The 22,766-nt window shown below is 74.9% G+C and carries 15 protein-coding genes and 1 pseudogene; 10 read left to right on the top strand and 6 right to left on the bottom strand.

Annotated elements, in window-relative coordinates; all coding sequences use genetic code 11:
- Window positions 1–3 precede the first annotated feature (3 nt).
- The 4 genes from BM064_RS21735 to BM064_RS21720 all read left to right on the top strand — a co-directional run bounded on the left by BM064_RS21735 (window position 4) and on the right by BM064_RS21720 (window position 2,556).
- Window positions 4–495 carry a VOC family protein gene (locus tag BM064_RS21735; RefSeq protein WP_218161102.1) on the top strand — a complete coding sequence of 164 codons (492 nt, stop codon included), beginning with the start codon at window positions 4–6 and terminating at the stop codon, window positions 493–495.
- 75 nt (window positions 496–570) lie between these two features.
- A complete protein-coding gene (locus BM064_RS21730) occupies window positions 571–1,317 on the top strand; it encodes an SDR family NAD(P)-dependent oxidoreductase (protein WP_092863884.1) in 747 nt (248 codons plus the stop codon).
- 4 nt (window positions 1,318–1,321) lie between these two features.
- Entirely contained in the window at window positions 1,322–1,942 is a 621-nt protein-coding gene (locus tag BM064_RS21725; RefSeq protein WP_092863881.1) for a 2-hydroxychromene-2-carboxylate isomerase, read from the top strand.
- 134 nt (window positions 1,943–2,076) lie between these two features.
- A complete protein-coding gene (locus tag BM064_RS21720) occupies window positions 2,077–2,556 on the top strand; it encodes a winged helix-turn-helix transcriptional regulator (RefSeq protein WP_092863878.1) in 480 nt (159 codons plus the stop codon).
- A gap of 7 nt (window positions 2,557–2,563) precedes the next feature.
- On the opposite strand, the gene BM064_RS21715 is transcribed toward BM064_RS21720, so the two are convergent.
- Window positions 2,564–4,735, bottom strand: coding sequence for a molybdopterin-containing oxidoreductase family protein (locus BM064_RS21715; protein WP_092863874.1), 2,172 nt, complete (start codon window positions 4,733–4,735; stop codon window positions 2,564–2,566).
- 1,018 nt (window positions 4,736–5,753) lie between these two features.
- On the opposite strand from BM064_RS21715, the gene BM064_RS28525 reads away from it, so the two are divergent.
- Window positions 5,754–6,503 (top strand): lipid A-modifier LpxR family protein, encoded by a 750-nt coding sequence (locus tag BM064_RS28525; protein ID WP_177236364.1) that lies wholly within the window; start codon window positions 5,754–5,756, stop codon window positions 6,501–6,503.
- A 2,147-nt stretch (window positions 6,504–8,650) separates the two neighbouring features.
- On the opposite strand, the gene BM064_RS21705 is transcribed toward BM064_RS28525, so the two are convergent.
- Window positions 8,651–11,251, bottom strand: coding sequence for a methyl-accepting chemotaxis protein (locus BM064_RS21705; RefSeq protein WP_092863868.1), 2,601 nt, complete (start codon window positions 11,249–11,251; stop codon window positions 8,651–8,653).
- 156 nt (window positions 11,252–11,407) lie between these two features.
- Here BM064_RS21705 and BM064_RS21700 point away from each other — a divergent pair, with 156 nt between their 5' ends.
- Window positions 11,408–12,403 carry an ABC transporter substrate binding protein gene (locus BM064_RS21700; protein WP_177236363.1) on the top strand — a complete coding sequence of 332 codons (996 nt, stop codon included), beginning with the start codon at window positions 11,408–11,410 and terminating at the stop codon, window positions 12,401–12,403.
- A 241-nt stretch (window positions 12,404–12,644) separates the two neighbouring features.
- Here BM064_RS21700 and BM064_RS21695 read toward each other — a convergent pair whose 3' ends face one another.
- Together BM064_RS21695 and BM064_RS21690 are read right to left on the bottom strand one after the other, a co-directional pair.
- Window positions 12,645–13,883 carry an SGNH/GDSL hydrolase family protein gene (locus BM064_RS21695; protein WP_092863861.1) on the bottom strand — a complete coding sequence of 413 codons (1,239 nt, stop codon included), beginning with the start codon at window positions 13,881–13,883 and terminating at the stop codon, window positions 12,645–12,647.
- Between the two features lies 1 nt (window position 13,884).
- Complete coding sequence (locus tag BM064_RS21690) at window positions 13,885–15,060, bottom strand: MFS transporter (protein ID WP_092863858.1); 1,176 nt, start codon at window positions 15,058–15,060, stop codon at window positions 13,885–13,887.
- Window positions 15,061–15,166: 106 nt separating this feature from the next.
- Here BM064_RS21690 and BM064_RS21685 point away from each other — a divergent pair, with 106 nt between their 5' ends.
- On the top strand, window positions 15,167–15,988 hold the full coding sequence (locus tag BM064_RS21685) for a LysR family transcriptional regulator (protein ID WP_143103417.1): 822 nt from the start codon (window positions 15,167–15,169) through the stop codon (window positions 15,986–15,988).
- 49 nt (window positions 15,989–16,037) lie between these two features.
- Here BM064_RS21685 and pgi read toward each other — a convergent pair whose 3' ends face one another.
- Window positions 16,038–17,660, bottom strand: a complete 1,623-nt coding sequence (gene pgi / locus BM064_RS21680; protein WP_245779251.1) for a glucose-6-phosphate isomerase — start codon at window positions 17,658–17,660, stop codon at window positions 16,038–16,040.
- A gap of 54 nt (window positions 17,661–17,714) precedes the next feature.
- Window positions 17,715–18,419, bottom strand: a pseudogene (gene pgl / locus BM064_RS28165) (6-phosphogluconolactonase); the annotation flags it as partial.
- 700 nt (window positions 18,420–19,119) lie between these two features.
- Between pgl and yidC the strand changes: the two are divergent.
- The 3 genes from yidC (at window position 19,120) to yihA (ending at window position 22,550) form a co-directional block, all read left to right on the top strand.
- On the top strand, window positions 19,120–20,919 hold the full coding sequence (gene yidC / locus BM064_RS21675) for a membrane protein insertase YidC (protein WP_092863849.1): 1,800 nt from the start codon (window positions 19,120–19,122) through the stop codon (window positions 20,917–20,919).
- 210 nt (window positions 20,920–21,129) lie between these two features.
- On the top strand, window positions 21,130–21,894 hold the full coding sequence (locus BM064_RS21670; RefSeq protein ID WP_092863846.1) for an MOSC domain-containing protein: 765 nt from the start codon (window positions 21,130–21,132) through the stop codon (window positions 21,892–21,894).
- Window positions 21,891–22,550 (top strand): ribosome biogenesis GTP-binding protein YihA/YsxC, encoded by a 660-nt coding sequence (yihA, locus tag BM064_RS21665; protein WP_092863843.1) that lies wholly within the window; start codon window positions 21,891–21,893, stop codon window positions 22,548–22,550. The genes BM064_RS21670 and yihA overlap by 4 nt, the downstream gene beginning before the upstream one ends.
- Window positions 22,551–22,766: the final 216 nt, after the last annotated feature.

Here is a 22,766-nt window from a genome sequence, read left to right as displayed (position 1 = left end):
GAGGTGACCGCTCCCCGCCCGCGCCCCTACGGGGACGCCCCCCGCTCGCGCCCCTACGGGGACGACGCCCGCCCGCGCCCCTACGGGGACGACGCCCAGTGCCACATGCACCATGCGCACCTGTTCTGCTCGGACATCGAGGCCACCATCGCCTTCTGGCGCGACTGGTTCGGCGCCGAGGTCGCCCATGACGGCCCCTATGCCGGCGCGCGCAACGTGTTCCTGAAGATCGGGCGGGGGGCGATCCACCTCTACGACCAGCCGCCGCGGGACGGCGGTCGGGGGGCGGTCCACCACCTCGGCATCCAGGTCTCGGATCTCGACGAGCTTTACGCCCGCATGCAGGCCGGCGGCGTGCATCTGCCCAACCCGATCAAGCGCAGCGACGGGGGCGGCTATTTCATGGTCGAGGCGCCCGACGGCGTGCTGCTGGAGATCTTCGAGCCCGGCCCCGACCGCCCGGCCGAGGTCCTGCGCTACTACGGCTATCCCTGAAGCCCTCCGGTTGACGGCGCCGGCCGGGGATCGATACACGATAGGTATCGATCCCCGGCCTGCGCAGGAGCCGCCATGACCGCGCCTCTCCCCGCCTCCGTCGCCATCCTGGGCGCCGGCTCCTACATCGGGGCCGCCATCGCGCGGCGCTTCGCGCAGGAGGGCTATGCGGTCCACCTCGGGCGGCGCAACGGCGACGAGCTGGCGCCGCTGCTGGACGAGATCCGCGCCGCCGGCGGCAGGGCCACCGGCCGCAGCCTCGACGCCCGCCAGCCCGAGGACGTGACGGCCTTCCTGGAGGAGGCCGACGCCGCAGCCCCGCTCGACCTGTGCCTCTTCAACGTCGGCGGCAACGTCCGCTTCCCGCTGACCGCGACCACCGACCGGGTGTTCCGCAAGGTGTGGGAGATGGGCTGCTTCGCCGGCTTCGTCGCGGCGCGCGAGGCCGCCCGCATCATGGTCCCGCGCGGCCGCGGCTCGATCTTCCTGACCGGCGCCACGGCCAGCCTGCGCGGCGGCTCGGGCTTCTCGGCCTTCGCCGCCGCCAAGTTCGGCCTGCGCGCGGTCGCCCAGTCGGCGGCGCGCGAGCTCGGCCCCCAGGGCATCCACGTCGCCCACCTGGTGATCGACGCGGGCGTCGACACCCGGTTCGTGCGCGACCGCATCGCCGCCGCCGAGGGGCCGCAGGCGCTGGAGACGCTCGCCCCCGACCGGCTGATGAACCCCGCCTCGATCGCCGAGACCTACCTGCAGCTCCACCGCCAGCCCCGCGACGCCTGGACCTTCGAGACCGAGCTGCGGCCCTATGCCGAGAAATGGTGAGCCCATGACCGCCCCCGCCGCGCCCGAGTTCCTGTTCGACTTCGGCAGCCCCAACTGCTTCCTCGTCCACCGCGCGCTGCCCGCGCTCGAGGCGCGCACCGGCGTCCGCTTCCGCTATGCGCCGATCCTTCTGGGGGGCGTCTTCAAGGCCACCGGCAACCGCTCGCCCATGGAGAAGGAGGCCGGCTGCGAGGCGAAGCTCGCCTACCTGGCGCTGGAGAACCGGCGCTTCATCGACCGCCACGGCATCGCCGACTTCCGGCGCAACCCGCATTTCCCGGTCAACACCCTGGGCCTGATGCGCGGCGCCGTCGCCGCCCGGCGGATGGGCGTCTACGAGCTCTACGTCGAGGAGATGTTCCGCGCCATGTGGACCGAGGGCCTGAACATGGCCGACCCGGAGGTGCTGGCCGGCCGCCTCGCCGTCGCCGGGCTCGACGCCCCGGCGTTGATCGCGGCCGCCCAGGATCCGGAGGTCAAGGCCGAGCTGGTCGCCGAGACCGAGGCCGCGGTCGCGCGCGGAACCTTCGGCGCCCCCACGATCTTCGTGGGCGAGGAGATCTTCTTCGGCAAGGACAGCCTCGGTCTGGTCGAGGAGGCGATCGTCGCCGCGACCGCCGCGTAGATGCCCTGGGGCGGCGCGTTTCCGCGTCGCCTTGACCCCGGCGGGCGGCGGCGGGAGTGCTGGTCTCCCGCCGCCCCGAAGTCCGGGCCCCGAAGTCCGAGCCCCGAAGTCCGAGCGATGAAACGGTCCGAGCGATGAAACGCGCCGATCTGTCCAGCCGCCACTGCCCCATCGCCCGCGCCAGCGCCGAGCTGGCCGACGGCTGGACCTTCGTGATCCTGCGCGAGATCCTGTTCCGCAACACCCGCTTCAACGGCCTTCTGCGCCGGACCGGCATGGCGCCGCGGCTACTCTCGGCGCGGCTGAAGGACATGGTCGCCAACGGCATCCTCGACCGGCGTCCGGACCCCGCGGACGCCCGCAGCGCCGAGTATCGGCTGACGCGCAAGGGCGAGGCGCTCTGGCCGCTTCTGATGCACCTCAAGCAATGGGGCGACGACTGGTGCGGGCCCTGGGACGAGGCCGACCCGCCCGTGCGCAACCTGCACCGCGGCCACGACCACCCCCTGCGCGTCGTCGCCGTGTGCGAGACCTGCGGCGAGCCGGTCGCGGCCGGCGCCGCGACCTCGGTGTTCAGCGACCTCTACCGCCGCGAGCGGACCGGAGAGCCCTGAGGCGCGCTCAGCCCTCCGCCCGCCGGACCCGGCAGGCCACGCCCTTGAAATGCGGCACGCCCTGCTCGGGGTCGAGATGCGCCTCGTCGTCGGGGCAGAGCTGCGCATCCGCCCAGTCCCAGGCGCCGGAGAGGGAGCCGTCGCCCTCCGCCTGCTCGGGCCGCCACCAGCCGTGGGGCACGCGCACCAGGCCCGCGGGCATGTCGGCGCGGATCGCGACGGCCATGCGGCAGGCGCCGTGGCGGGTCTCGATCAGCGCCGGGTCGCCCTCGGCCAGGTCCAGCGCCTGCGCGTCGGCGGGGGCGAGGAACATCCGCGGTTCGGGCTTGCGGGCGCGCAGGGGCGCGATGTGGCGGTGGCCGGTCTGGAAATACTCGTCCTCGCGCACCCCGGTGAACATCTGCAGGGGATAGTCGGGGTCGGGCGCCGGCCCCTCGCGCCAGTTGGGCAGCGGGTCGAAGCCCCAGCTCTCCAGCAGGGCCGAGGACAGCTCCACCTTGCCCGAGGGGGTGGCGAAGCCGGTCCGCTCGTACTTGCGATAGCCCAGCTCGCCGACATGGACCGGGTGCGCCTCGGCGAAGCTCTCGAAATCCAGGCCGAGGGGTTCGAGGCGCCAGTCCAGCATCTCCTCGACCGTCGCCCAGGGGAAGTGTTCGGCGAACCCCATGCGATGCGCCAGGTCCCGCCAGAAGTCGAAGACCCCGCGGCATTCGCCCGGCGGCTCGACGGCCTTCTGCGAGGGGCGCTGGATCGCGGTCCAGCCGAAACTGTCGGACAGCGCGTTGCGCTCCGGCCAGGCGTCGCCGGGCAGGATGAAGTCGCAGAGCTGCGCGGTGGGGGTGCGGAACTGCTCGAAGGCCACCAGCAGGTCCTGGTTCAGTAAGGCGCGGTGGATGAGCTGCATGTTGGCGAAGCTCATCAGCGTGTTGTTGCCCAAAGTGAAGAAGGCCTTCACCGGGTAGGGATCGCCGTCGGCCATGGCGCGGAACGTCGCCGAGGGGTTGGCCATGCAGGTCCCGTTGATCAGGTTCGGCCAGGGCTCGCCCCAGACCTTCGCGGCCGGCTCGCGCAGGGCCTCGGCGGCGCGGTAGGTGAAGGCGGGGTGGGCGCCGGCGCCCAGCTGCTTCCCGCGTTGTCCGGGCGGCAGCGCGTCATGCCGCTCGATGGAGGATTCCGAGCGGATGCGGTCGTGGAATCCGTGCAGCACCTCGCCGCCCTCGACGTCGAGGTTCCCGGTCAGGGCGCGCAGGGCGCACATCAGGCGGATCGCGGAGGTCGAATTGCGCTGCTGGTCGGTCACCGGCGTCCAGGGGATCACCGAGGGGCCGGAGGCGGCGTAGATCCGCGCCGCCTGCGCGATCAGCTCGGGGTCCACGCCGGTGATCGAGGCCACGCGGTCCAGCGGGAATTCGTCCACCCGCCGGCGGAAGGCGTCGAAGCCGACGGTCCAGCGGTCGACGAAGCCGCGGTCGTGGAGACCCTCGTCCAGGATCACCTTCAGCCAGCCGAAGCACATGGCCGCATCCGTGCCCGCACGCAGAGGCAGCCACAGGTCCGCCAGCTCGGCGTTCTCGGACCGCCGCGGGTCCAGCACGATCAGCCTGGCGCCGCGGGCCTGCGCCTTGCGGATCTGGTTGTGGATCGGGGTCCAGGAGTGCGTCTTCGGATTGTGCCCGAACAGCGCGATGCACCCGGTCTTGCGGTAGTCCGGGAACGGGAACCAGCCGTAGACCAGCCGGTTCACCGCCGCCGTGTTGCCCGCGCAGATCGCCACGCCCGAGATCCAGTTGGGCGAGCCCAGCAGGTTCATGAAGCGCCGCCCCAGCCCGTTGTCGGTCTGGGTGTTCCACTGCGAGGTGGAGACGGCCAGGGCCTCCGGTCCGTACCGATCCACGACGGTCTTAAGGCGCTCGGCGATCTCGTCCATCGCCTCGTCCCAGCCGACCTCCGCCCAGCGGCCCTCGCCGCGCGCGCCGAGGCGTCTCAGCGGGCGGATCACCCGGTCGGGGTGGGCGAAGCCGGCGGGGGCGTGGACGCCCTTCATGCAGATGTTGGCGTTCCCCGGCCGCGGGTCGAGCGCATGCACCCGCAGGTCCCCGACCCGCCCGCTCCGCGGAACCTCGAGCCTCACCTGACAATAGATGTCGCAGCCGGAGCAGAGCGTTCTCGTCTGGCCCATCCGCCGTCCTCCCCGACCGCGAGGGCCTCGCGCGCCCTCGTCCAATTTAGATACCTTTTGTATATCTATGTCTGGGCCAGCGGTCCACCGGCCGAGGTCGATCGCCTCCCCCGCCCGGAACGGACGCCGCCCGAGCCGGGCGCCGGCGAGCCGCAAGGCGGTGACGAGGGGGACGGCGACGCCGAGGCCGAGGCGGCCGCCGTCCCCCGCCAGGAAGCCGACCAGGATGAAGGGCGCGTTCCTGGCGAGCGTGCCGAGGCCGGTGGCCAGCACGAACGGGAGGAAGGCGACGCGGGCGGCCCCTGCCGACCGTCCGCGCGCCGCATCCGTTCCGTCGCGCACCGGCCGGACCTGCCGCGCCTGCGGGCTGCTCGCGGGCCTCGCGTTCGCGGCTGCGCCGGCGCCCGCCGCGGCGCAGGACGCCGACATCCTCCGCCGGCTTCTCGACGCGCCGACCATCGATTCGGCGACCGAGGACTGGCACGTCACGCTCGGCGCCGGCGCGGCCGTGGTTCCCGAATACGCGGGCTCGGACGAGTTCGCCCGTGCGCCCGCTGCCGCAGCTCGACGTCGTCTGGCGCGACCGGGCGTTCCTGGAGGTGCAGCGCGGGCCCGGCGTCCATGCGCTGAACGGGCCGCGCTGGCGACCGTGCGGGGCCGAGGGCCTCGAGATCGTGCCGGGCGTCGACTGCCTGCACTCGCTGACCGAGACCCTCACGCTGGCCGCCCGCGTCTCGACCCCCTGGGCGAGCGACGACCACATGGCCGCCTGTTTCGGCGTCACCGGCGCCCAGGCCCGCCGCTCGGGCTACGCCCCCCTGCCGGGCCGAGGTCGGCTTCCAGCGCGTGGACGCGACGCCGGCCCTGAACCGGCGCTTCGCCGAGAGCCGGTCGGCCCGCGCCTTCGTGGGCGTCGGCCGGCTGCTGGGCGACGCCGCCGACAGCCCGATCGCGCGACGCGGTGCAGCCCTCGGGCGGCCTGGTCTTCGCCGACACGTTCCGAGCGGCCGCCGCCCGCATGACGCGGGCCCGCCTCGCCTGGCTGCCGGCCCTCGCCCTCGCCGGTCCCGCCCCCGTCCGGGGCGAGGCGCGCGAGGAGCGGGGGGCCTTCGCCCTCGCCTTCGAGAACGACGCCTTCTTCCGGCTGGTCGACGATCCGCTTCCGCGCGGCTGGGACACGCAGCTCGCCGACGGGCCGGGCGTGGTCCTGACCTGCCGGCGAAGCTGGCGCGCGGCGGCGGCGGCCTCGATGGCGGGCGTCGAGCTCGACGTCGCGCCCCAGCTCGGCGGCGCGCCGGGCGACGTGCTGACCTGCGCCGACGCCGGGGCGGCCTTCCGCGCCGGCTGGCGGCTGCCCGACGACTTCGGCCCGCCGCCGATTCAGCCCGCGCGGCCCGGCTCCGGCTGGTTCGAGGCGCAGGACCGGGTCTCGGTCTGCGTCTTCGCCGGGCTCGCGGGGCGAGGCGACGTCCGCGCAGCTCGCGCGATGGCGTCCCGGCCAGCCGTCGCCCGCCTGCTGCACGGACCCTCGCCGGCCCGATCAGGGCCGCCAAATGGGAGCAGGCCGCCGCTCGGGCATCGCCTTCCCCCTCGCGGCCCGTGGCGCGGTCGCTCCCCCTCGCGGCCGCGACGGGGAGACCCGGCGGGAACAGCCTCTGCCGCCCCCCCCGCCCGGGGTCGGGCGGCGCGCGGATCCTCACGCCCGCGTTCCAGAACCCGAGCAGGGCGGCGAAGCCTCGGCGCCAGGTCCTCGCGGTCCGCCGGCTAGGCGGACCGCACGAAACGACGCGCCGGCGGCTCATCGTCGAACGAACCGGCCTGCCCAATGGTCCCCCAGCCCGGCGCGGGAGGTGCGGCGACGGTCGGGTCCCCGGGCGTCGGGCGGGGATCGCGGCGACAGCTCTCCGGCTCCGTCGACCTGCGCCCGGCGGCTGGAGACGCGACCGCCGCCGGGCGCCGGCGATCGGTCGCGCCGAATGCGTCGATGAGCGCCGCGAACTCGCAGCGGCAGGCGCCCCGCATGGCCCGGCCATGCCCGGCGCCATCGAGCTTCCGATCCGCCGCGACCTCGATCTCTCCGGCGGCCGCAATGCCGGGCGGAACCTCCTCAGGCTTCAGCGTCGCGTTCGTGCCAGCTCTCTCGCGTCATGGAGCGCCGCTTCCGCCTCGAGGGGGCCCTCCGCGCGGCGGGTCCGCCTCGCCCGGCGGGCGTCCGCCGAAGGCGAAGTCGTCGCCGGACTATCCGCGGGGGGCGGCCTTCGGCGGCTTGGAGTTCCTCCGGCCGCCGGTCCGGCACGAGCCCCAGCAGGCCGTCGTCCACGCCCAGGCACGCCGGTTCCGGCCGGAGCCGGCGGCGCAGGCCATGCAGGGGCCCGATGGGCTTCCGGCGAGGCGGCTTGGCGGAGCCGCGGCCGCCGCAGGGACCGGCCGGATGCCGGCATCGCCGTCGGTCGCGAGCCCGTGGGAACCGTCCGGCTGGCGCGGCGCCGCCCGGATCTCCGCCAAGGTCTCCGCGCCAGGCGGCGCTGCGCGCGGCCGGTCGTTCCGCGCCTCCCCGGCGGCGATCCTCCGCCGGCCACGTTCAAGGTCCGGACCTCTCCCGCGCATACGGCTCGTCTCGCTCCGTCGACGGCCGGTCAGGAGCCGCAGCCGCATGAGCGCCCCGGAGGGCCGGGCGACCCTGGGGGCGTTGCGGACAATCCAAAGCCGGGCCGGCCCTTCGTCGCCGATCATGCGTCCGACGCGTTCGAGCCCCTTGGCACGGGGCGCCCGCTCCCGCCGCATCTCGTGATGCCGTCGCGCGATGGTGCGATGCCGGTGGCGCCGGGAGCGGGAGCCGCCGGGCGAGCGGGCGGCCCCAAGGCGGGCGCATCGCCGTCCCTGCGGGGGCTCGCCGCGCATGGGCGGCTCGACCTCCTGTCGGCCTCGCGCGGCGAGTATCGTGCGCGCCCTCACGCCCGCCCTGGCGATGAGAGATGTCGAGCGCGTCGACCCGCGCGACCGCCGGCGCAGGCTGGCCGTCGTCGGCGCGAAGGGTCCTCGCGCGTCGCGAGACGGCGCAGGCCGAGACGGCCCTGCGCCCGGGTCGCGAGGATGACGAACGCGGCGATCCCCGCCGCCGCTTGAAACAGGGCGGTTGGCGGCGTGGCGTCCCGACCTGGCTCGCTCCGCCTTCGGCCCGCGCCGCGCGACGCATGACGCCCGCTCGGTTGGCGGGCCGCCTCGCGCCCCTTTCGGCAAGCACCCGGGCGGCGCCGAGATGCGCGGTTGCGCGGGGCTGTGCGTCGATCCGCGTCCAGAGCGCGAGACTCTCAGGCGCCCTGCGTCGGCCTGCGCGCGCCGCGCTGGGCTGGCGAGCATCGACGCCACAGGCGTGGTGTCGCCGGGATTCCGGGGCCGAGGCCCTTCACCGGCGCGACCCTCGTCCAGTCCGCTCGTCCGCTCGGCCCTCCCCATGATCTCCGCCATTGCCGGCGACGGCGGGGAGGGCGAGGCGCGGATGCGGCGCGGCGAGCCTGTTCGCGCCGCCAGCGCCGGCCGGGTTGGGCGGCGTCTTCGCGGATCCGCTGAACGCTCGGGCGACGTCCGGCTTGCGACGACGCGGCTCGATGCGCCGTGCGCTCTGCATCGCTCGCCCCTGGGCGCTCCTTCGCCGCTGCGCGCCGCCCTCGCGCCGTTCCCCGAGAAATCGCTTGGCGGCCGAACGGGAGCCGCGCTCCAATTCCGATGGAAGCGTCCGATCGGCGGTCCGCCAGCCGCGCCGCGCTGCGTCCGCCCTATTCGGCCGCCGAAGGTCGCGCACGCGGCGGCGAAGCCCGGCGCGTCGAATGCAGGTCGCCGGCCGGAGCGCCGGCGTCGTCGGGATCGACCGCCATTCGGCGTCATGTCGCCCGTGGCGGCGCCGGCGGGCGGCCCTCAGGCGGCGCGAGAGGCGCGAGCGGCGGGGGCGAGCTTGAAGAAGCCGAGCTGCTCGCGCAGCTCCACCGCGCGGTCGGCCAGGCGGCGGGCGGCGCGGGCGTTCTCGTCGGCGAGGCCGGAGCTGCGCTGGGTCGTCTCGTCCATGTGCGCGACCGCGTCGGTGATCTGCTGCACGCCGCCCGACTGCTCGCGGCTGGCGTTGTCGATGTTGCGCGTCGCCTCGGCGAAATCGACCGCCGATTCGGTCAGCTCGCGCAGGAGCTCCGAGGCCTGCCGCACCAGATCCACCCCCTTGCGCACGTCCGCCCCGCTGCGGTCGATCACCGAGCGGATGTCGGTCGAGGCGGCGCTGGCGCGCTGGGAGAGCGTGCGCACCTCGGAGGCCACCACCGCGAAGCCCTTGCCCGCCTCGCCTGCGCGCGCCGCCTCCACCGCCGCGTTCAGGGCCAGCAGGTTGGTCTGGAAGGCGATGGCGTCGATCATCGAGGCGAAGCTGCCGATCTCGGCGGCGTTGCGGTCGATCTGGCCCATCGCCTCCGCCGCCTCGCCGACCACGACCCCGCCCTGCTGGGCCCGCTCGGCCGAGCGGTTGGCGGCCTGGGCCATGGCGGCGGCGGTGGCGGCGTTGCTCTGCACGGTGGCGGCCATCTGCTCCATCGTGGCCGAAGTCTCCTCCAGCGTGGCGGCCTGGCCGGTGGCCCGGTCGGCGAGGTCCGCGGCCCCGCCCGAGATCGCCTCGGTGTCCGCGCCGATGGCGTCGCCCACGGCGCGGATCGCGGTCACGATCTCGCTCAGGCGGTCGAGCGTGGCGTTCACGTCGCCCTGCAGCTCGGCGAAGGCGCCCTCGAAGCGGCCGCTCATCCGCTGGCCGAGGTCGCCGTGGGCCAGCGCCGACATCACCCGCAGGTTCTCCGCCAGCCCGGCCTGCACCACGCCCAGCAGACCGTTCAGCCCGTCCGCGAGGCCGTTGAGCTGCGGATCCTCGAACCGCTCGCCGACCTTGCCCGAGAAGTCGCCGCGCCGCGCGCCGTCCACGACCTGGCCGAAGGCCTCCTCCAGCCGCTGCATCATCTCGGCCCGCGCCGCGGCGGCGCGCGCGCGTTCGCGCTCGGCCTCCGCGTCCAGGCGCTTCACCTCGCGGGCGTTGCGCTGGAAGACGGCGAGCGCGGCGGACATCTGCCCGGGCTCGGTCGCGGGCGGGTAGGCGGGCAGGGGGCGGTCGATCCGCCCCTCGGCGAGCTGCTGCATCTCGCCGCCGAGCTCCGCCATCTGGCCGGTGATCGAGCGGGCGATGACGTAGCCCAGCCCCAGCCCCAGCAGCACCGCGGCCGCGGCGACCGCGATCTGGATCAGCTTGGCCGAGTGGCCGCCGGCGAGGATCCCGGCGCGCTCGCTCGACAGGCGCGCATGGGCGCCCTCGGCCAGCGCCGTCGCCGCGGCCTGCAGCTCCGCCTCCGCGGCGCGGCGGGTGACGAACTCCTGCGCGAGCTGGGCGGCCTGCGTCTCGAAGGCGCGCAGCGGGGGGGCGAGATCGGCCACCGAGGGGCCCAGCGCGTCGAGCCGCTGGGCGATCTCGGCCGAGGTCGCCTGCACCGGCGCCGCGGCGGCGGGGTCGCGATCGCTCAGGAACAGCTTGGTGTCGCGCTCCAGCCGGGCCAGCGCGACCGCGGCCGCCTCCAGCCGGCGGGCGCCCTCGATGGCGGCCTGCGCCTCGCGCCGCACGGGGGCCGCGCTCTCCTGCGCGTCCTGCGCGGCCTGGCGCTGCACCGCGGCGAGCGCGTCGGCGATCTCGCCGATCATGCCGGCGCCGTGCAGCAGGCGCACCTCGGCCGCGGCGACGCGCATCGGCGGGGCCTCGGGGTCGCTGCTGAGCTCGACCCATTGGCGCGAGACGCCCTCCACGATCTCCGAGGTCTGGCGAAGGCGGGCCTCCCGCGCGGGGCCGAGCGCGCCGCCGACCAGGCCCGCGACTTCGCCGATCGCCGCGCTCAGCGCCTCGCGCGAGGCGTCGAGACGCGCGTGGTCGCGATCCTCCCGTGTGACGGCATAACGGTTGGCGTCGCGCTGGAAGGTCAGCGCCAGGCGCGAGAGCCGGTCGGCCGCGGCCACGTCGGCGCGGCGCGCCTCCTGCTCGGCCGCGATCCGCTCGAGCACGGCGTCGGCCTGCGTGGCGGCGGCGGCCTGGGCCTGCGCCCGTTCGGCCAGCCGGTCGGCGAGGTCGCCCAGGGTCGCGTCGAGCGCCTCTTCCTGGCGGGAGGTGGAGGCGTCGACCCGCCCCAGCGTCTCGAAGGAGCGGCGCAGACGCTCGAACGGTCCGGCGCCGGCGGCCTCCGCCGCGCCCAGCGCGCCCTCCAGCCGGGTCAGCGCCGCGCTCGCCTGCTCGCGCGAGGGGGCGTCGGCCCGGCTTGCGTAGATGGCGGTGGCGGAGACGGCGGCGCCGATGGCGTCGCGCTGCTGGTTGAGGGCGCCGAGCTCGTCCATCCCCGCGGTGGTCAGCTCCGCCGAGCGCCACCCCACGAGGCCGATGACGGCGACCAGCGCCACCAGGACGGCGAAGCCGCCCCCGATCCGCGTCCCGATGCGTAGACGGTCCAGCATGTGGTTCCCCGATCGACGTTGAAGCCCTCTCGGCGCGTCTCCCTAACCAAGCGGTCTTAACCGCATGTAAATGCGCGGCGGCCATTTCTGCCCGGGTTCGAGGAAACTCGCCGCCGTCCGGGGCGCCGAGACCCCTCGCGGATGCGGAGGCGAGACATGCGCCGGTTGATCGTTCCCCTTCTGTGCACGCTCGCCGCCCTGTTTCCGGGCGCGGGCCCGGTCCTCGCGCAGGCGGGCGCGGCGGATCCGGTCTCGGTCGCCTCCCCGCCGGGCGGCCCGCCCAGCGTCGGCATCGCCTTCATCGGCAAGTCGAGCCAGGCGGAGCGGACGCTCGACGGCTTCTTCGAGCGGATGAAGGAGATCGCGCCGGCGATGAAGACCGAGCGGATCTCGGACCTCGCCGACGCCGAGGCGCTGGGCGCCGCGGCGGCCGCGCTCGCCGCGCGCCACGACGGGGTGATCGTGATGCGCTCCAACGGGTCGGAGTGGCTGGCGGAGAACGCCTTGCCCGTCCCGGCCTTCACCGCCGGGGGCAACCATCCGCCGACGCTGGGCTCGGTGATGAACATGGACGCGCCGGAGGGGAACGTGACCGGCGTCACCTACTTCCTCGACCACCGGATCGTGATGGAGATCTTCGTGGCCATGTTCCCCCAGGCCCTGAGCTGGGAGGTCTTCACCCAGGCCGGCCACCCCGCCGCCCCGATCGACGCCGACGGGATCGAGGAGGCCTGCGGGGCGCTCTACCTGACCTGCACGATGACCGCGCTCGGCGCCGGGGCGGAGCTGCCCGAAGCGATCCGCCGCTCGCAGGCCGAGGCCTTCCTGATCGGCAACCAGGCGCCGCTCTACGACGACCCCGCGGTCTTCGCGCAGGCGCTGGAGGCCGCGGGCGAGCGCGCGGTGTTCGCGCTGAACGCCAAGCCCGTGGAGATGGGGGCGGTCGCGAGCATGACCGCCGACGACCACAGGCTGGGCCGGATGCTGGCCGACCGCGTCGTTGCGGTGTTGCGCGACGGCCGGCCGATCCGCGAGGTTCCCGTCGGCCGCGACCCCGAGCCGACGCTCGTGCTCAACGCCGCCGCGCTGGAGCGGCTGGGCATCCACCCGCCGCGACAGATGATGGCCCTGTCGGAGATGGTCGGGGACTGATCCTGGCTCTCGGCGCCGGTGCGGCCGCGACGTCGTCTCGCCCCGCCGCCTGCGGGGCCGCCGCGGCGCGCCGTGCGGCGCCGGGGCGAAGGGGCGCGGCGGGGCGAGCTCGCGCCGATTCGGCCTCGGCCCGGGGGGCGCGCTTCGGGGCGGTCTCGCCCCGGCGCCGCCCTGGCGCCGCCCGGGCCTGGGGGGCGCGCCGCCGCCGGCGGGGCGCGCGGGCGGGGGCGGCGCGGGGGGATCAGCGCGGGTCCGGGGCCTCGGTCAGCAGGGCCTCGACGACGCGGGCCATGGCGCGGTTGCCCTCGGGGCTCGGATGCAGGTGGTCGCCGCTGTCGTGGAGCGGGTTCAGGCGGGCGTCGTCGGCCGGATCGCTCAGCGCCCGATCGAAGTCCGCCAGCCCGTCGTGGAAGGTCGCGGCGCGCAGCCAGGCGTTGAGCTCCCGGCGCAGCGCGTCCTTGGCGGGGCTCCAGTAGGCGCCCTCCAGCGGCGTCCCGGGCAGGGCGCCGCGGAACGGGGGCGCGGTCCCCACGATCAGGCGCAGCCCGGCCGCGCGGACCCGCGCCGCCGCCTGCAGCAGCCCGGCCTGAAGCCGCGCGAGGGTCATCGGCGCCTCGTCGGGGGCGAAGATCGTGCCCGGCCAGGCGATGTCGTTGGTCCCGATCAGCAGTACCAGCGTGTCGGCGCCCGGCGACGCCAGCACGTCGCGCTCGAGCCGCGCCAGCACGCTGCGGCCCATCCCGTCGCTCAGCAGGCGCCCGCCGGAGATGCCCGCGTTGACCACCGCGATCCCCTGCGGCGCCATCGCGCGGGCGAGGAAATCGGGCCAGCGGGCCATCGCGTCCATCGGCGCGCCGTTGCCGTCGGTGAGCGAGTCGCCCATCGCGATCACCCCCGCGCGCGCAGGCCGGTCCGAGAACACGGCGCTCAGGGTCACGCGGGCCGGCGTCTCGGCCAGGACCACGGGGTCCGGCCGGTCCGCCTCGATCACGTAGCCGGTCTCGCGCGCGTCCCAGTGGAAGTCCTCGGCGACGGCGCCGGGGCCGTAGGTCAGCGTCGCGGCGACGCGGGTCCCGGCCTCGGCCGGGAACGGCAGCGGATCCGACAGCGCCTGCGCCCCGGGCGCGATCGTCACCCGCGTCTCGCCGCCGAAGCGCACGGGCTGGGGGTCCTCCACCGTCGCGCCGCCGACGGAGCGGGCCAGCGTCGCGGCCTCGATCGGCAGCGGCCGGACGCCGTGCGCGTTCGACAGCAGCAGGCGCAGCCGATCGGCCGGGTAGCCCAGCGTCAGCGGCTGGCGGATCGTCGCGCCGGCGATGCGCGCGGGCAGGCCGGTGGGGAAGATCGTCTCGTCGCGCCACACCGCCTGGGGGCTCGCCGTCCAGACGGCGCTCCAGGGGGCGGCGCTCTCCTGCGCGGGGGCGGGCGTGGCGAAGGCGGCGGCGGCGAGGGCGGCCGCGGCGGCGGGGATCGGTCTCATGTCAGGTCCTTTCGCGGACGAAGGCCAGGGCGAGCGCGCCCAGCGGAAGCAGCGCCGCCAGCGGCGCGAGGGCCGGCAGCCCGACGCCGGCGGCGAGCGCGAGCCCGCCCAGCCAGGCGCCGAGCGCGTTGCCGAGGTTGAAGGCCGAGATGTTCAGCGTGGCGCCCAGCATGTCCGCGCCGGCGGGCGTGCGCGCCATCATCCGCGCCTGCAGCGGGGCGAGGGTGGCGAAGGCCGTGAGCCCGAACAGCAGCATCGCCGGCGCCACGAGCACGGGCAGGGCCAGCGCGAGGCGCAGCGCCAGCAGGCCCGCCGCCAGCCCCGCCAGCGACAGCGGCGCCGCCGCCCCGGGCCAGCGGTCCGCCAGCCGCCCGCCGGCGAGGTTGCCGCCGACGATGCCCAGCCCGAACAGCAGCAGATGCAGCGCCACCCGCGGCCCGGGCACGCCCGCAACCTCGGTCAGCAGCGGGGCGATGTAGGTGAAGACCATGAACACCCCCGCGTAGCCGAGCGCGGTCATCGCCAGCGCCCCCAGCGGCGCGGGCCGCAGGAACAGCGCGAGCTGGCGCGCTTTCAGCGGCGCGCCGGGGGCGCTGCGCGGCACGAAGAGGGCGATGGCCACGAAGCCCAGCGCGCCGATCGCCGTCACCGCCCAGAACGCCCCGCGCCAGCCGTGGATCTGGCCCAGCCAGGCCCCGAAGGGCACGCCCAGCACCGTGGCCAGCGTCAGCCCGGCGAAGACGAAGGCGATGGCCGAGGCCTTGCGGTGCGGCGGAACCAGGCTCTGCGCCACCAGCGAGCCGGTCCCGAAGAACACCCCATGGGCGAAGCCCGTGACCACCCGGGCCGCGAGCACCAGCCAGAAGCCCGGCGCCGCGGCGCAGAGCAGGTTGCCCAGCGTGAAGATCGCCATCAGCAGCACCAGGACCGTGCGATGGGGCAGGCGGCTCGCGGCGATGGCCAGCGCCGGCCCCCCGACGGTGACCCCCAGGGCGTAGCCGGTGATCAGCAGCCCCGCCGAGGGCAGGTCCACGCCCAGGTCGCGCGCCACCTGCGGCAGCAGCCCCATGATCAGGAACTCGCTGAGCCCGATGCCGAAGGCGCCGATCCCGAGGGCGACGAGCGGGGCCGACCGCCGGCGCGGCACGGCCGGGGCGGAGTCGGTGAGAAGCGACATGCGAAGGTCTCCTTGCCTTGTGCAGGAGACGATGGCGGCGGCCGGCTTGTGAAATAAGCCGGCGCCGGATAAAAGCGGTTGTGCCGTCAATTCACAGGTGACGCGGGTGCGCGACGTCAATCGCCTCCAGGAGATGGAGGTCTTCCTGGCCGTGGTGGACGAGGGCAGCTTCTCCGCCGCCGCGCTGGCGCGGGGGATGACCCCCTCGGCGGTCTCGAAGATGATGACCCGGCTCGAGCGGCGGCTGGACGCGACGCTGATGCGGCGCACCACCCGCAGGATCCGCATCACCGACGAGGGCGCGGCCTTCGCCCGCTCGGCCCGCGGCATCCTCGCCGCGCTCGACCAGGCGGAGCGCGAGGTCGGGGCCGGCCCGGTGGCGGGCACGGTGCGGATCGCCACCAGCTCGGCCTACGCCAACCACATCCTCGCGCCGATCCTGCCGGCCCTGCTGCGCCGGCACGCGGAGCTGGAGATCGAGCTGCTGATCGGCGACGGGCTGGCGGACATGGGCGGGCGGCCCATCGACCTCGCGGTGCGCGCGGGGCCGCTGCCCGACACCGCGATGCGCGCGCGCTCGCTGGGGGTGAGCGAGATCGTCACCGTCCGGGCCCCCGGCGCGGTGGAGGGGCTGCTGGCCTTCGCCTACCCGCGCCGCGACCCGATCTGGCGGGCCGAGGGCGCGCGGGTGCGGGCGAGCGACGGGGCGACGCTCGCGGCCCTCGCCCGGCATGGCGCCGGGACCGCCCGGGTGGGCCGCTTCACCGTGCGCGAGGCGCTGGCCGAGGGCCGGCTGGAGCTGGTCCCCGGCAGCCCCTCGGCGGGCGAGGAATTCCACGTGGTCTACATCGGCCGCGCCGCCGCCCTGCCGGCGCGGGTCTCGACGGTCATCGAGCACCTGGTGCGCGAAGGCCGGGTGGACGCATAGCCCCCCGGCCGCTCCGGCGGGCGGGCGGGCGTGGCCGCCCGCCGCCCGCTCAGCCCTCGCGCAGGGCGTGCAGGGCGGCGATCAGGCCGGCGGTGGAGCCGTCCTTGCCCTCGGCCGAGGTCTCGCCCGTCACCATCGGCTCCAGCGCCTTGGCGAGCGTCTTGCCCAGCTCGACGCCCCACTGGTCGAAGCTGTTCACGCCCCAGATCGCGCCCTCCACGAACACCCGGTGTTCGTAGAGCGCCACGATCCGGCCCAGCGTGAACGGGTCCAGCCTGCGATACATCAGCGTGGTCGAGGGCCGGTCGCCGGCGAAGGCGCGGTGCGGGGCGAGGCGGCGGGCCTCCGCCTCCGGCTTGCCGTCGGCGATCATCATCTCGTAGGCCTCGGCCTCCGTGCGGCCGGCCATCAGCGCCTCGGACTGGGCGAGGCAGTTCGCGAGCAGCAGGGTGTGGTGGTGGGCGAGCTCCGGCTCCCAGCCGTTGGCGGCCACCAGGAACTCCACCGGGATCACCGTGGTCCCCTGGTGGAGGAGCTGGAAGAACGCGTGCTGCCCGTTGGTGCCGGGCTCGCCCCAGACCACCGGCCCGGTCTCGCCCGCGAGCCCCTCGCGCAGGCGCGCGGTCTTGCCGTTCGATTCCATGTCGAGCTGCTGGAGGTAGGCGGGCAGGCGCAGCAGGCGCTGGTCGTAGGGGATCACCGCCCGGCTCGGCAGGCCCAGGGCGCCGCGATGCCACACGCCCACCAGCGCCAGCAGCACCGGCAGGTTCGCGCTCAGCGGCGCCTCGCGGAAATGGGCGTCCATGGCCCGGGCGCCGGCGAGGAAATCCTCGAACCGCTGGCGGCCGATGGCGATCATCAGGCTGAGACCGATGGAGGACCACACGGAGTAGCGCCCGCCGACCCAGTCCCAGAAGCCGAAGACCCGGCTCTCGTCGATGCCGAACTTCGCCACTTCGTCCAGCGCGGTGGAGAGGGCGGCGAAATGAGCCCCCGCGCGGTCGCCGATCGCCCGCTCCATCCACGCCCGGGCGGTATGGGCGTTGGTCATCGTCTCGATGGTGGTGAAGGTCTTGGAGGCGATCAGCACCAGCGTGGTGGCCGGGTCCAGCCCCGCCAGCACGTCGTGCACATGCGCCCCGTCGACGTTGGAGACGAAGTGGCACCGCGGCCCGTCATGCACCGGCGCCAGCGCCGCCGCCGCCATCACCGGGCCGAGGTCCGAGCCGCCGATGCCGATGTTCACCACATCCGTGAAAGGCTTGCCGGAGACCGAGGCGTAGGCGCCCGTGCGCACCGCCTCGGCGAAGGCGAGCGACCGCTCGCGCGTCTCCAGCACCTCGGGCATCACGTCCTCGCCCTCGGCCGAGAACGCCTCGCCGGCGGCGGCGCGCAGGGCGGGGTGCAGGACGGCGCGGCCCTCGGTGGCGTTGATCGGGGCGCCGGCGAACATCGCGTCGCGCAGCGCCTCGACGCCTGCGGCGCGCGCGAGGCCCGTCAGCGCCTCGACCGCGCCCTTGTCGAGACCGGTCTTGGAATAGTCGAACAGCATGTCGTCCAGGCGGGCGGACAGCGTCTCGAACCGCGCGGGATCGGCGGCGAACAGGTCGGCGATGCGCCGGCCCGCCAGGCGGTCGCGGGCGGTTTCGACGGCCTTCCAGGCCGCGGCGATGGGAGTGGTCACATCGGCTCCATCGGTTTGCGCGCACAACACCTCGACCGGCGTTCGTCGCTGGCGGAGGACGGCGCGGATCGGCATCTCCTCGACCGGCCCGGGCTGAAGCGCGCGCTCGAAGGCGCGCGACTTGGCCGGTCCCGAGAACAATAGCAGGATGCGCCGCGCCTGCAGGATCGCCGAAAGCGTCAGGGTGACGCGCGGCCCGCCGCGGCCGGGGGCGCGGATCGGGGCGAGCAGCGCCTCGCCGTCGGGATCGAGCGCGGCGGTCAGCCCCTCGGCCCCCGGGAACAGGGCCGCGACGTGGCCGTCTGGGCCGATGCCCAGCACCACCAGGTCGAAGGGCCGGCCGAGGCGGCGCAGGCGGCTCTCGGCCGTGGCGAGCCCAGCCTCGGGCGTCGGGTCGCCGGTGTAGAGGGGCTGGAAACGCGCCCCCCGCGCCCGGCTGTCCATGAACAGGCACAGGTCGAGGATGTTGCGCGTGGACGTCGGGTCCGAGGGCGGGGCCCAGCGGTCCTCGACCAGCGTCATGGTGATCCGCGACCAGTCGAGCTCGCTCCGCGCGAGGCGCGCGTAGGTCCGCTGCGGCGTGGCCCCGCCCGAGAGCGCGGCGACGGCGCGCCCGCGCCGGGCGATGGCGCCCTGCAGGATCTGGGCGATCCGCTCGGCCGCCACCTGGGCCAGCGCATCGGGATCGCGGAAGCGGCGCAGCTCGTAGAGCGGGGGCGCCGGCGCGGCGACGAGGCCGGCGCTCATGGACCGGCGCTCCGCCGCGGGCGCAGGCCTTCGCGTGGCGGGAACGAGGGCCTCGGGGCCCGCCGTCGGGCCTCGCGCCGCGGGCTGGACGGTCCGCGCAAGGGGCGGGGAACCATCGCGTCTGCTCCTTCCGGCCGCGCCCCCCCAAGGGCGCGACGCAGTTCCACCGCAGAGTGTTCCGGCCCGGCGGGCGCACGTCAAGGCGCGCCACGTCGCGGGGCCGGGCGCCATGCCGCGGCGCCGGGGGAATCGGCGCGGCGCCCGGGCGGCCGCGGGCCGGCGCAGGCCGCGGCCGGCTGCGACGGCGGGCAGGGCGCGCCGCCGCCGGCGCCGCGCCGAGGCGGCCGCCGCGCCTCGCGCAGGCGTGATCGTCCGGGGGCGCGCCCGGGCCGCCGCCGCCGGGGCGGGGCAGGGCGGGCAGGGACCGGGGCGGAGGGGCTGCGGGGCGACTCGGGCGGGGAGGGGGGCGCGCCTTGTCGTCCCGCGCCGGCCGCAAGGGCTTGCGTCGGGTCGCCCGGGGCGCCATTCACCCCCCGTCCCGCGCGGGTCGCGGGGGCGGCCCGGGCGTCGCCGGCGCCGGGCGCCGACCGGCCCCGCAGGACAGGACGCGCGCCGCGCGTCCCCGAAACGCCTTGACCTTCCCCTCCCCGGCGGGTTCAAGGCGGCCGATCCTTCCAAGTTGCGCGTGCGGGAGCGCTGGATGACCGAACAGAAGAACATGCTCATCGCCGCGGTGCTGAGCTTCGTGGTGATTGCGGTCTGGTTCGTGCTGTTCCCGCCCCAACCGGTCGAGCAGCCGCAGGAACCCGCCGCCCAGGTCTCGTCGACCGAGACCGGCGCCGGCGCTCCGGTCGCCCCCGCCGGCGGAACCGCGGGCGGGGCGACCGGCGCCGAGGCGCAGGCCGCCGACGCGCCGCGCGTGAAGATCGACAGCGACCGGGTCACCGGCTCGATCTCGCTGCGCGGCGGCCGGATCGACGAGCTGACGCTCGACGACTATCACGAGACGCTGGACGACAATTCGCCCAACGTCACGCTGCTGGCCCCGCTGGGCACGCCGCATCCGTTCCTGGCGGTCTACGGCTGGCTGCCGACCGCCGAGACCCCCGTCGCCACCCCCGGCCCCAACACCGAGTGGACGCTGGAGGAGGGCGAGGTCCTGACCTCCTCGTCCCCGATCACGCTGGCCTGGGACAACGGCGAGGGGCTGATCTTCCGCCGCAAGATCTCGCTCGACGCCAACTACATGTTCTCGGTCGAGCAGAGCGTGGAGAACACCACCGAGGCCGAGGTCTCGCTGGCCCCCTACTCCTACGTGGTGCGCCGCGGCGAGCCGGAGACGGTGAACTTCTACATCCTGCACGAGGGCGCGCTGGGCAAGTTCGACGGCGTGCTCAACGAGCTCGACTACGACGCCCTGCAGGACCTCGAGGGCTCCGGCGGCCCCGGCGTGCGCCAGGAGGTGATCCCGGTGACCGAGGCCGGCTGGCTGGGCTTCACCGACAAGTACTGGATGACCACGCTGATCGCGCCGCAGGGCCAGCCCTTCGACGCGGTGTTCAAATACGTCGCCCGCCCCGACGGGTCGGAGTACCGCACCGAGATGCGCCTGCCCGTGCAGGCGGTGGCGCCGGGCGCGACGGCGGCGGTGGCGACCCAGCTCTTCGCCGGCGCCAAGGAGCTCAAGACCATCGAGGCCTACGAGGAGGCGGGCATCCCCCGCTTCGTCGACGCCATCGACTGGGGCTGGTTCTTCTTCCTGACGAAACCCTTCGCCCACATCCTGGTGTTCTTCGAGGGGCTGATCGGCAACATGGGCTGGGCGATCATCGCCATGACCTTCTGCGTCAAGCTCGTGCTCTTCCCGCTGGCCTACAAGTCCTACGTCAGCATGTCGAAGATGAAGAAGCTCCAGCCGGAGATGGAGAAGATCAAGGAGCGCGTCGGCGACGACCGCGTGAAGATGCAGCAGGAGATGATGGCGCTCTACAAGCGGGAGAAAGCCAATCCCGCCGCGGGCTGCCTGCCGATCATCCTGCAGATCCCGATCTTCTTCTCGCTCTACAAGGTGCTGTTCGTCACGCTCGAGATGCGGCACGCGCCGTTCATCTGGTGGATCCACGACCTGTCGGCGCCGGATCCCACGTCGTGGATGAACCTCTTCGGGGCGCTGCCCTTCGCCGCGCCGGACCACTCGTCCATGCTCGGGATCGTCTCGATCGGCGTGTTCCCGATCCTGCTGGGCGTGACCATGTGGCTGCAGCAGAAGCTGAACCCGATGCCCACGGACAAGACCCAGGCGATGATCTTCGCCTGGATGCCCTGGGTGTTCATGTTCATGCTGGGCAGCTTCGCCTCGGGCCTGGTGATCTACTGGGTGGCCAACAACACCATCACCTTCACCCAGCAGTACATCATCATGCGCAGCCAGGGCGTCGACGTGGACGTGCTGGGCAACGTCAAGAAATCGTTCAAGCGCAAGAAGAACGCCGAGGGCTGAGGCCCCCGGCCCGCCGAAGGGCGAGAGACGACCGCGGCCGCGCGCCAGAAGGGCGCGCGGCCGTTTCCGCATCCGGGGGATGACGCGGGCGGCGCGGCGCGCCATGCTCGCACGATCACGCCCCCCCGGGCGGCCGGACGGGCGATCGCGGCGCTGCGCGCCGAGGTCGCCCGTCCAGGCCGCCCGCAATCCGAGAGGAGACCCGGCGACATGCCCCGGATCAGCGCGATCCATCGCCACCCGGTGAAGGCCCTGGGCAGCGAGGCGCTGGCGCGCGTCGCGCTCGAGGCCGGTCGCACCCTGCCCGGCGACCGCGTCTGGGCGCTGGCCCACGAGAAGTCGCGCTTCGACTTCGACGCCCCCGCCTGGGCGCGCTGCTCGACCTTCCTGCGCGGGGCGACCTTCCCCTCGCTGATGGCGGTCACCGCCGAAGGCGCGCCCGGCGGGCCGATCACCTTCCGCCACCCCGACCTCGCGGACCTGACCGTCGATCCCGGCACGCCCGAGGGCGAGGCCGCCTTCGTGGCCTGGGCCGACGCGCTGATCCCCGCGGGGATGCCGCGGCCCTCGCGCCTGGCCCATGCGCCGGGCCGCGGGATGACCGACCAGCCCGCGCAGTGGATCTCGATCCTCTCGGACGCCTCGCTCGCCGTGGTGGCCGAGGCCGCGGGCCGCCCGATGGACCGCCGCCGCTTCCGCGGCAACCTCTGGGTCGAGGACCTCGCGCCGTGGGAGGAGACCGGCTGGATCGGCCGGGAGCTGCGCCTCGGCGGCTGCCTCGTGAAGATCACCGAGCCGATCGGCCGCTGCTCGGCCACCCACGCCGACCCGGAGACCGGCAAGCGCGACGTCGAGATGCTGTCGCTGCTGACCTCGCTGGGCCAGGCCGAGAACTTCGGCGTCTTCGCCGAGGTGATCGAGGGCGGCGAGATCGCCCTGGGCGACGCGGTCGTCGTGACGGAGGCCGCGGCATGAGCGGCGTGCCCTTCGTCGTCGACCCCGATCCCGATCCAGAGCTGGCCGAGGCCGGGCGCCTGCTGTTCGCGGGCCCGGTCGACTTCCTGCTCTCGGCGCCCGAGCTGCACCACCTGCCGCCCGCCGACCGGATCGAGGTCTGCTTCGCCGGCCGCTCGAACGTGGGCAAGTCCTCGCTGATCAACGCGCTGACCGGGCGCAAGAGCATCGCGCGGGCCTCGAACACGCCCGGGCGCACGCAGGCGCTGAACTTCTTCTCGATGGGCGACCGGCTGCGGCTGGTGGACCTGCCGGGCTACGGCTACGCCGAGGCGCCGGTGAAGCTGGTCGAGCAGTGGCAGGCGACGCTCAAGGGCTACCTGGCCGGGCGCCCGACCCTGCGCCGTGTGTTCCTGCTGATCGACGGGCGCCACGGGGCCAAGAAGGTCGATCACGAGATCATGGAGCTGCTGGACCGCTCGGCCGTGCCCTTCCAGGCGGTGCTGACCAAGGCCGACAAGCCCGCCGCCGGCACGATCGAGAAGGTGGCCGAGGCGCTGAAGACCGACCTCGCCCGCCACCCCGCGGCCTACCCCGAGATCCTGACCACCTCGTCCCAGAAGCACGAGGGGCTGGAGCGGGTGCGCGCCGCGGTGGCGGGTCTGCTGGAGCTCTGAGCGGACGGGGGGAGCGGACGGGGGCGGTCCGGAGGGCGTTCGCGCCCGAAGGCCCCTCCCCCTTCCCCGAAGGCCCGTCCTCCCTTCCCGACGGCCCCTCCCCGGACGGCCCCTCCCCGAAGGCCCTCGCCGGACATCAGGCTCGGCGGACGGCCAGGCGGACGAAAACGCCCCGGCGCCGCCGCCCGAAGGGGCGCGCCGGGGCGTCGGCGACGG

This window comes from Albimonas pacifica, from assembly GCF_900113695.1.
Lineage (GTDB): Bacteria > Pseudomonadota > Alphaproteobacteria > Rhodobacterales > Rhodobacteraceae > Albimonas > Albimonas pacifica.
This window is presented reverse-complemented; position numbering and strand designations above follow the sequence as displayed.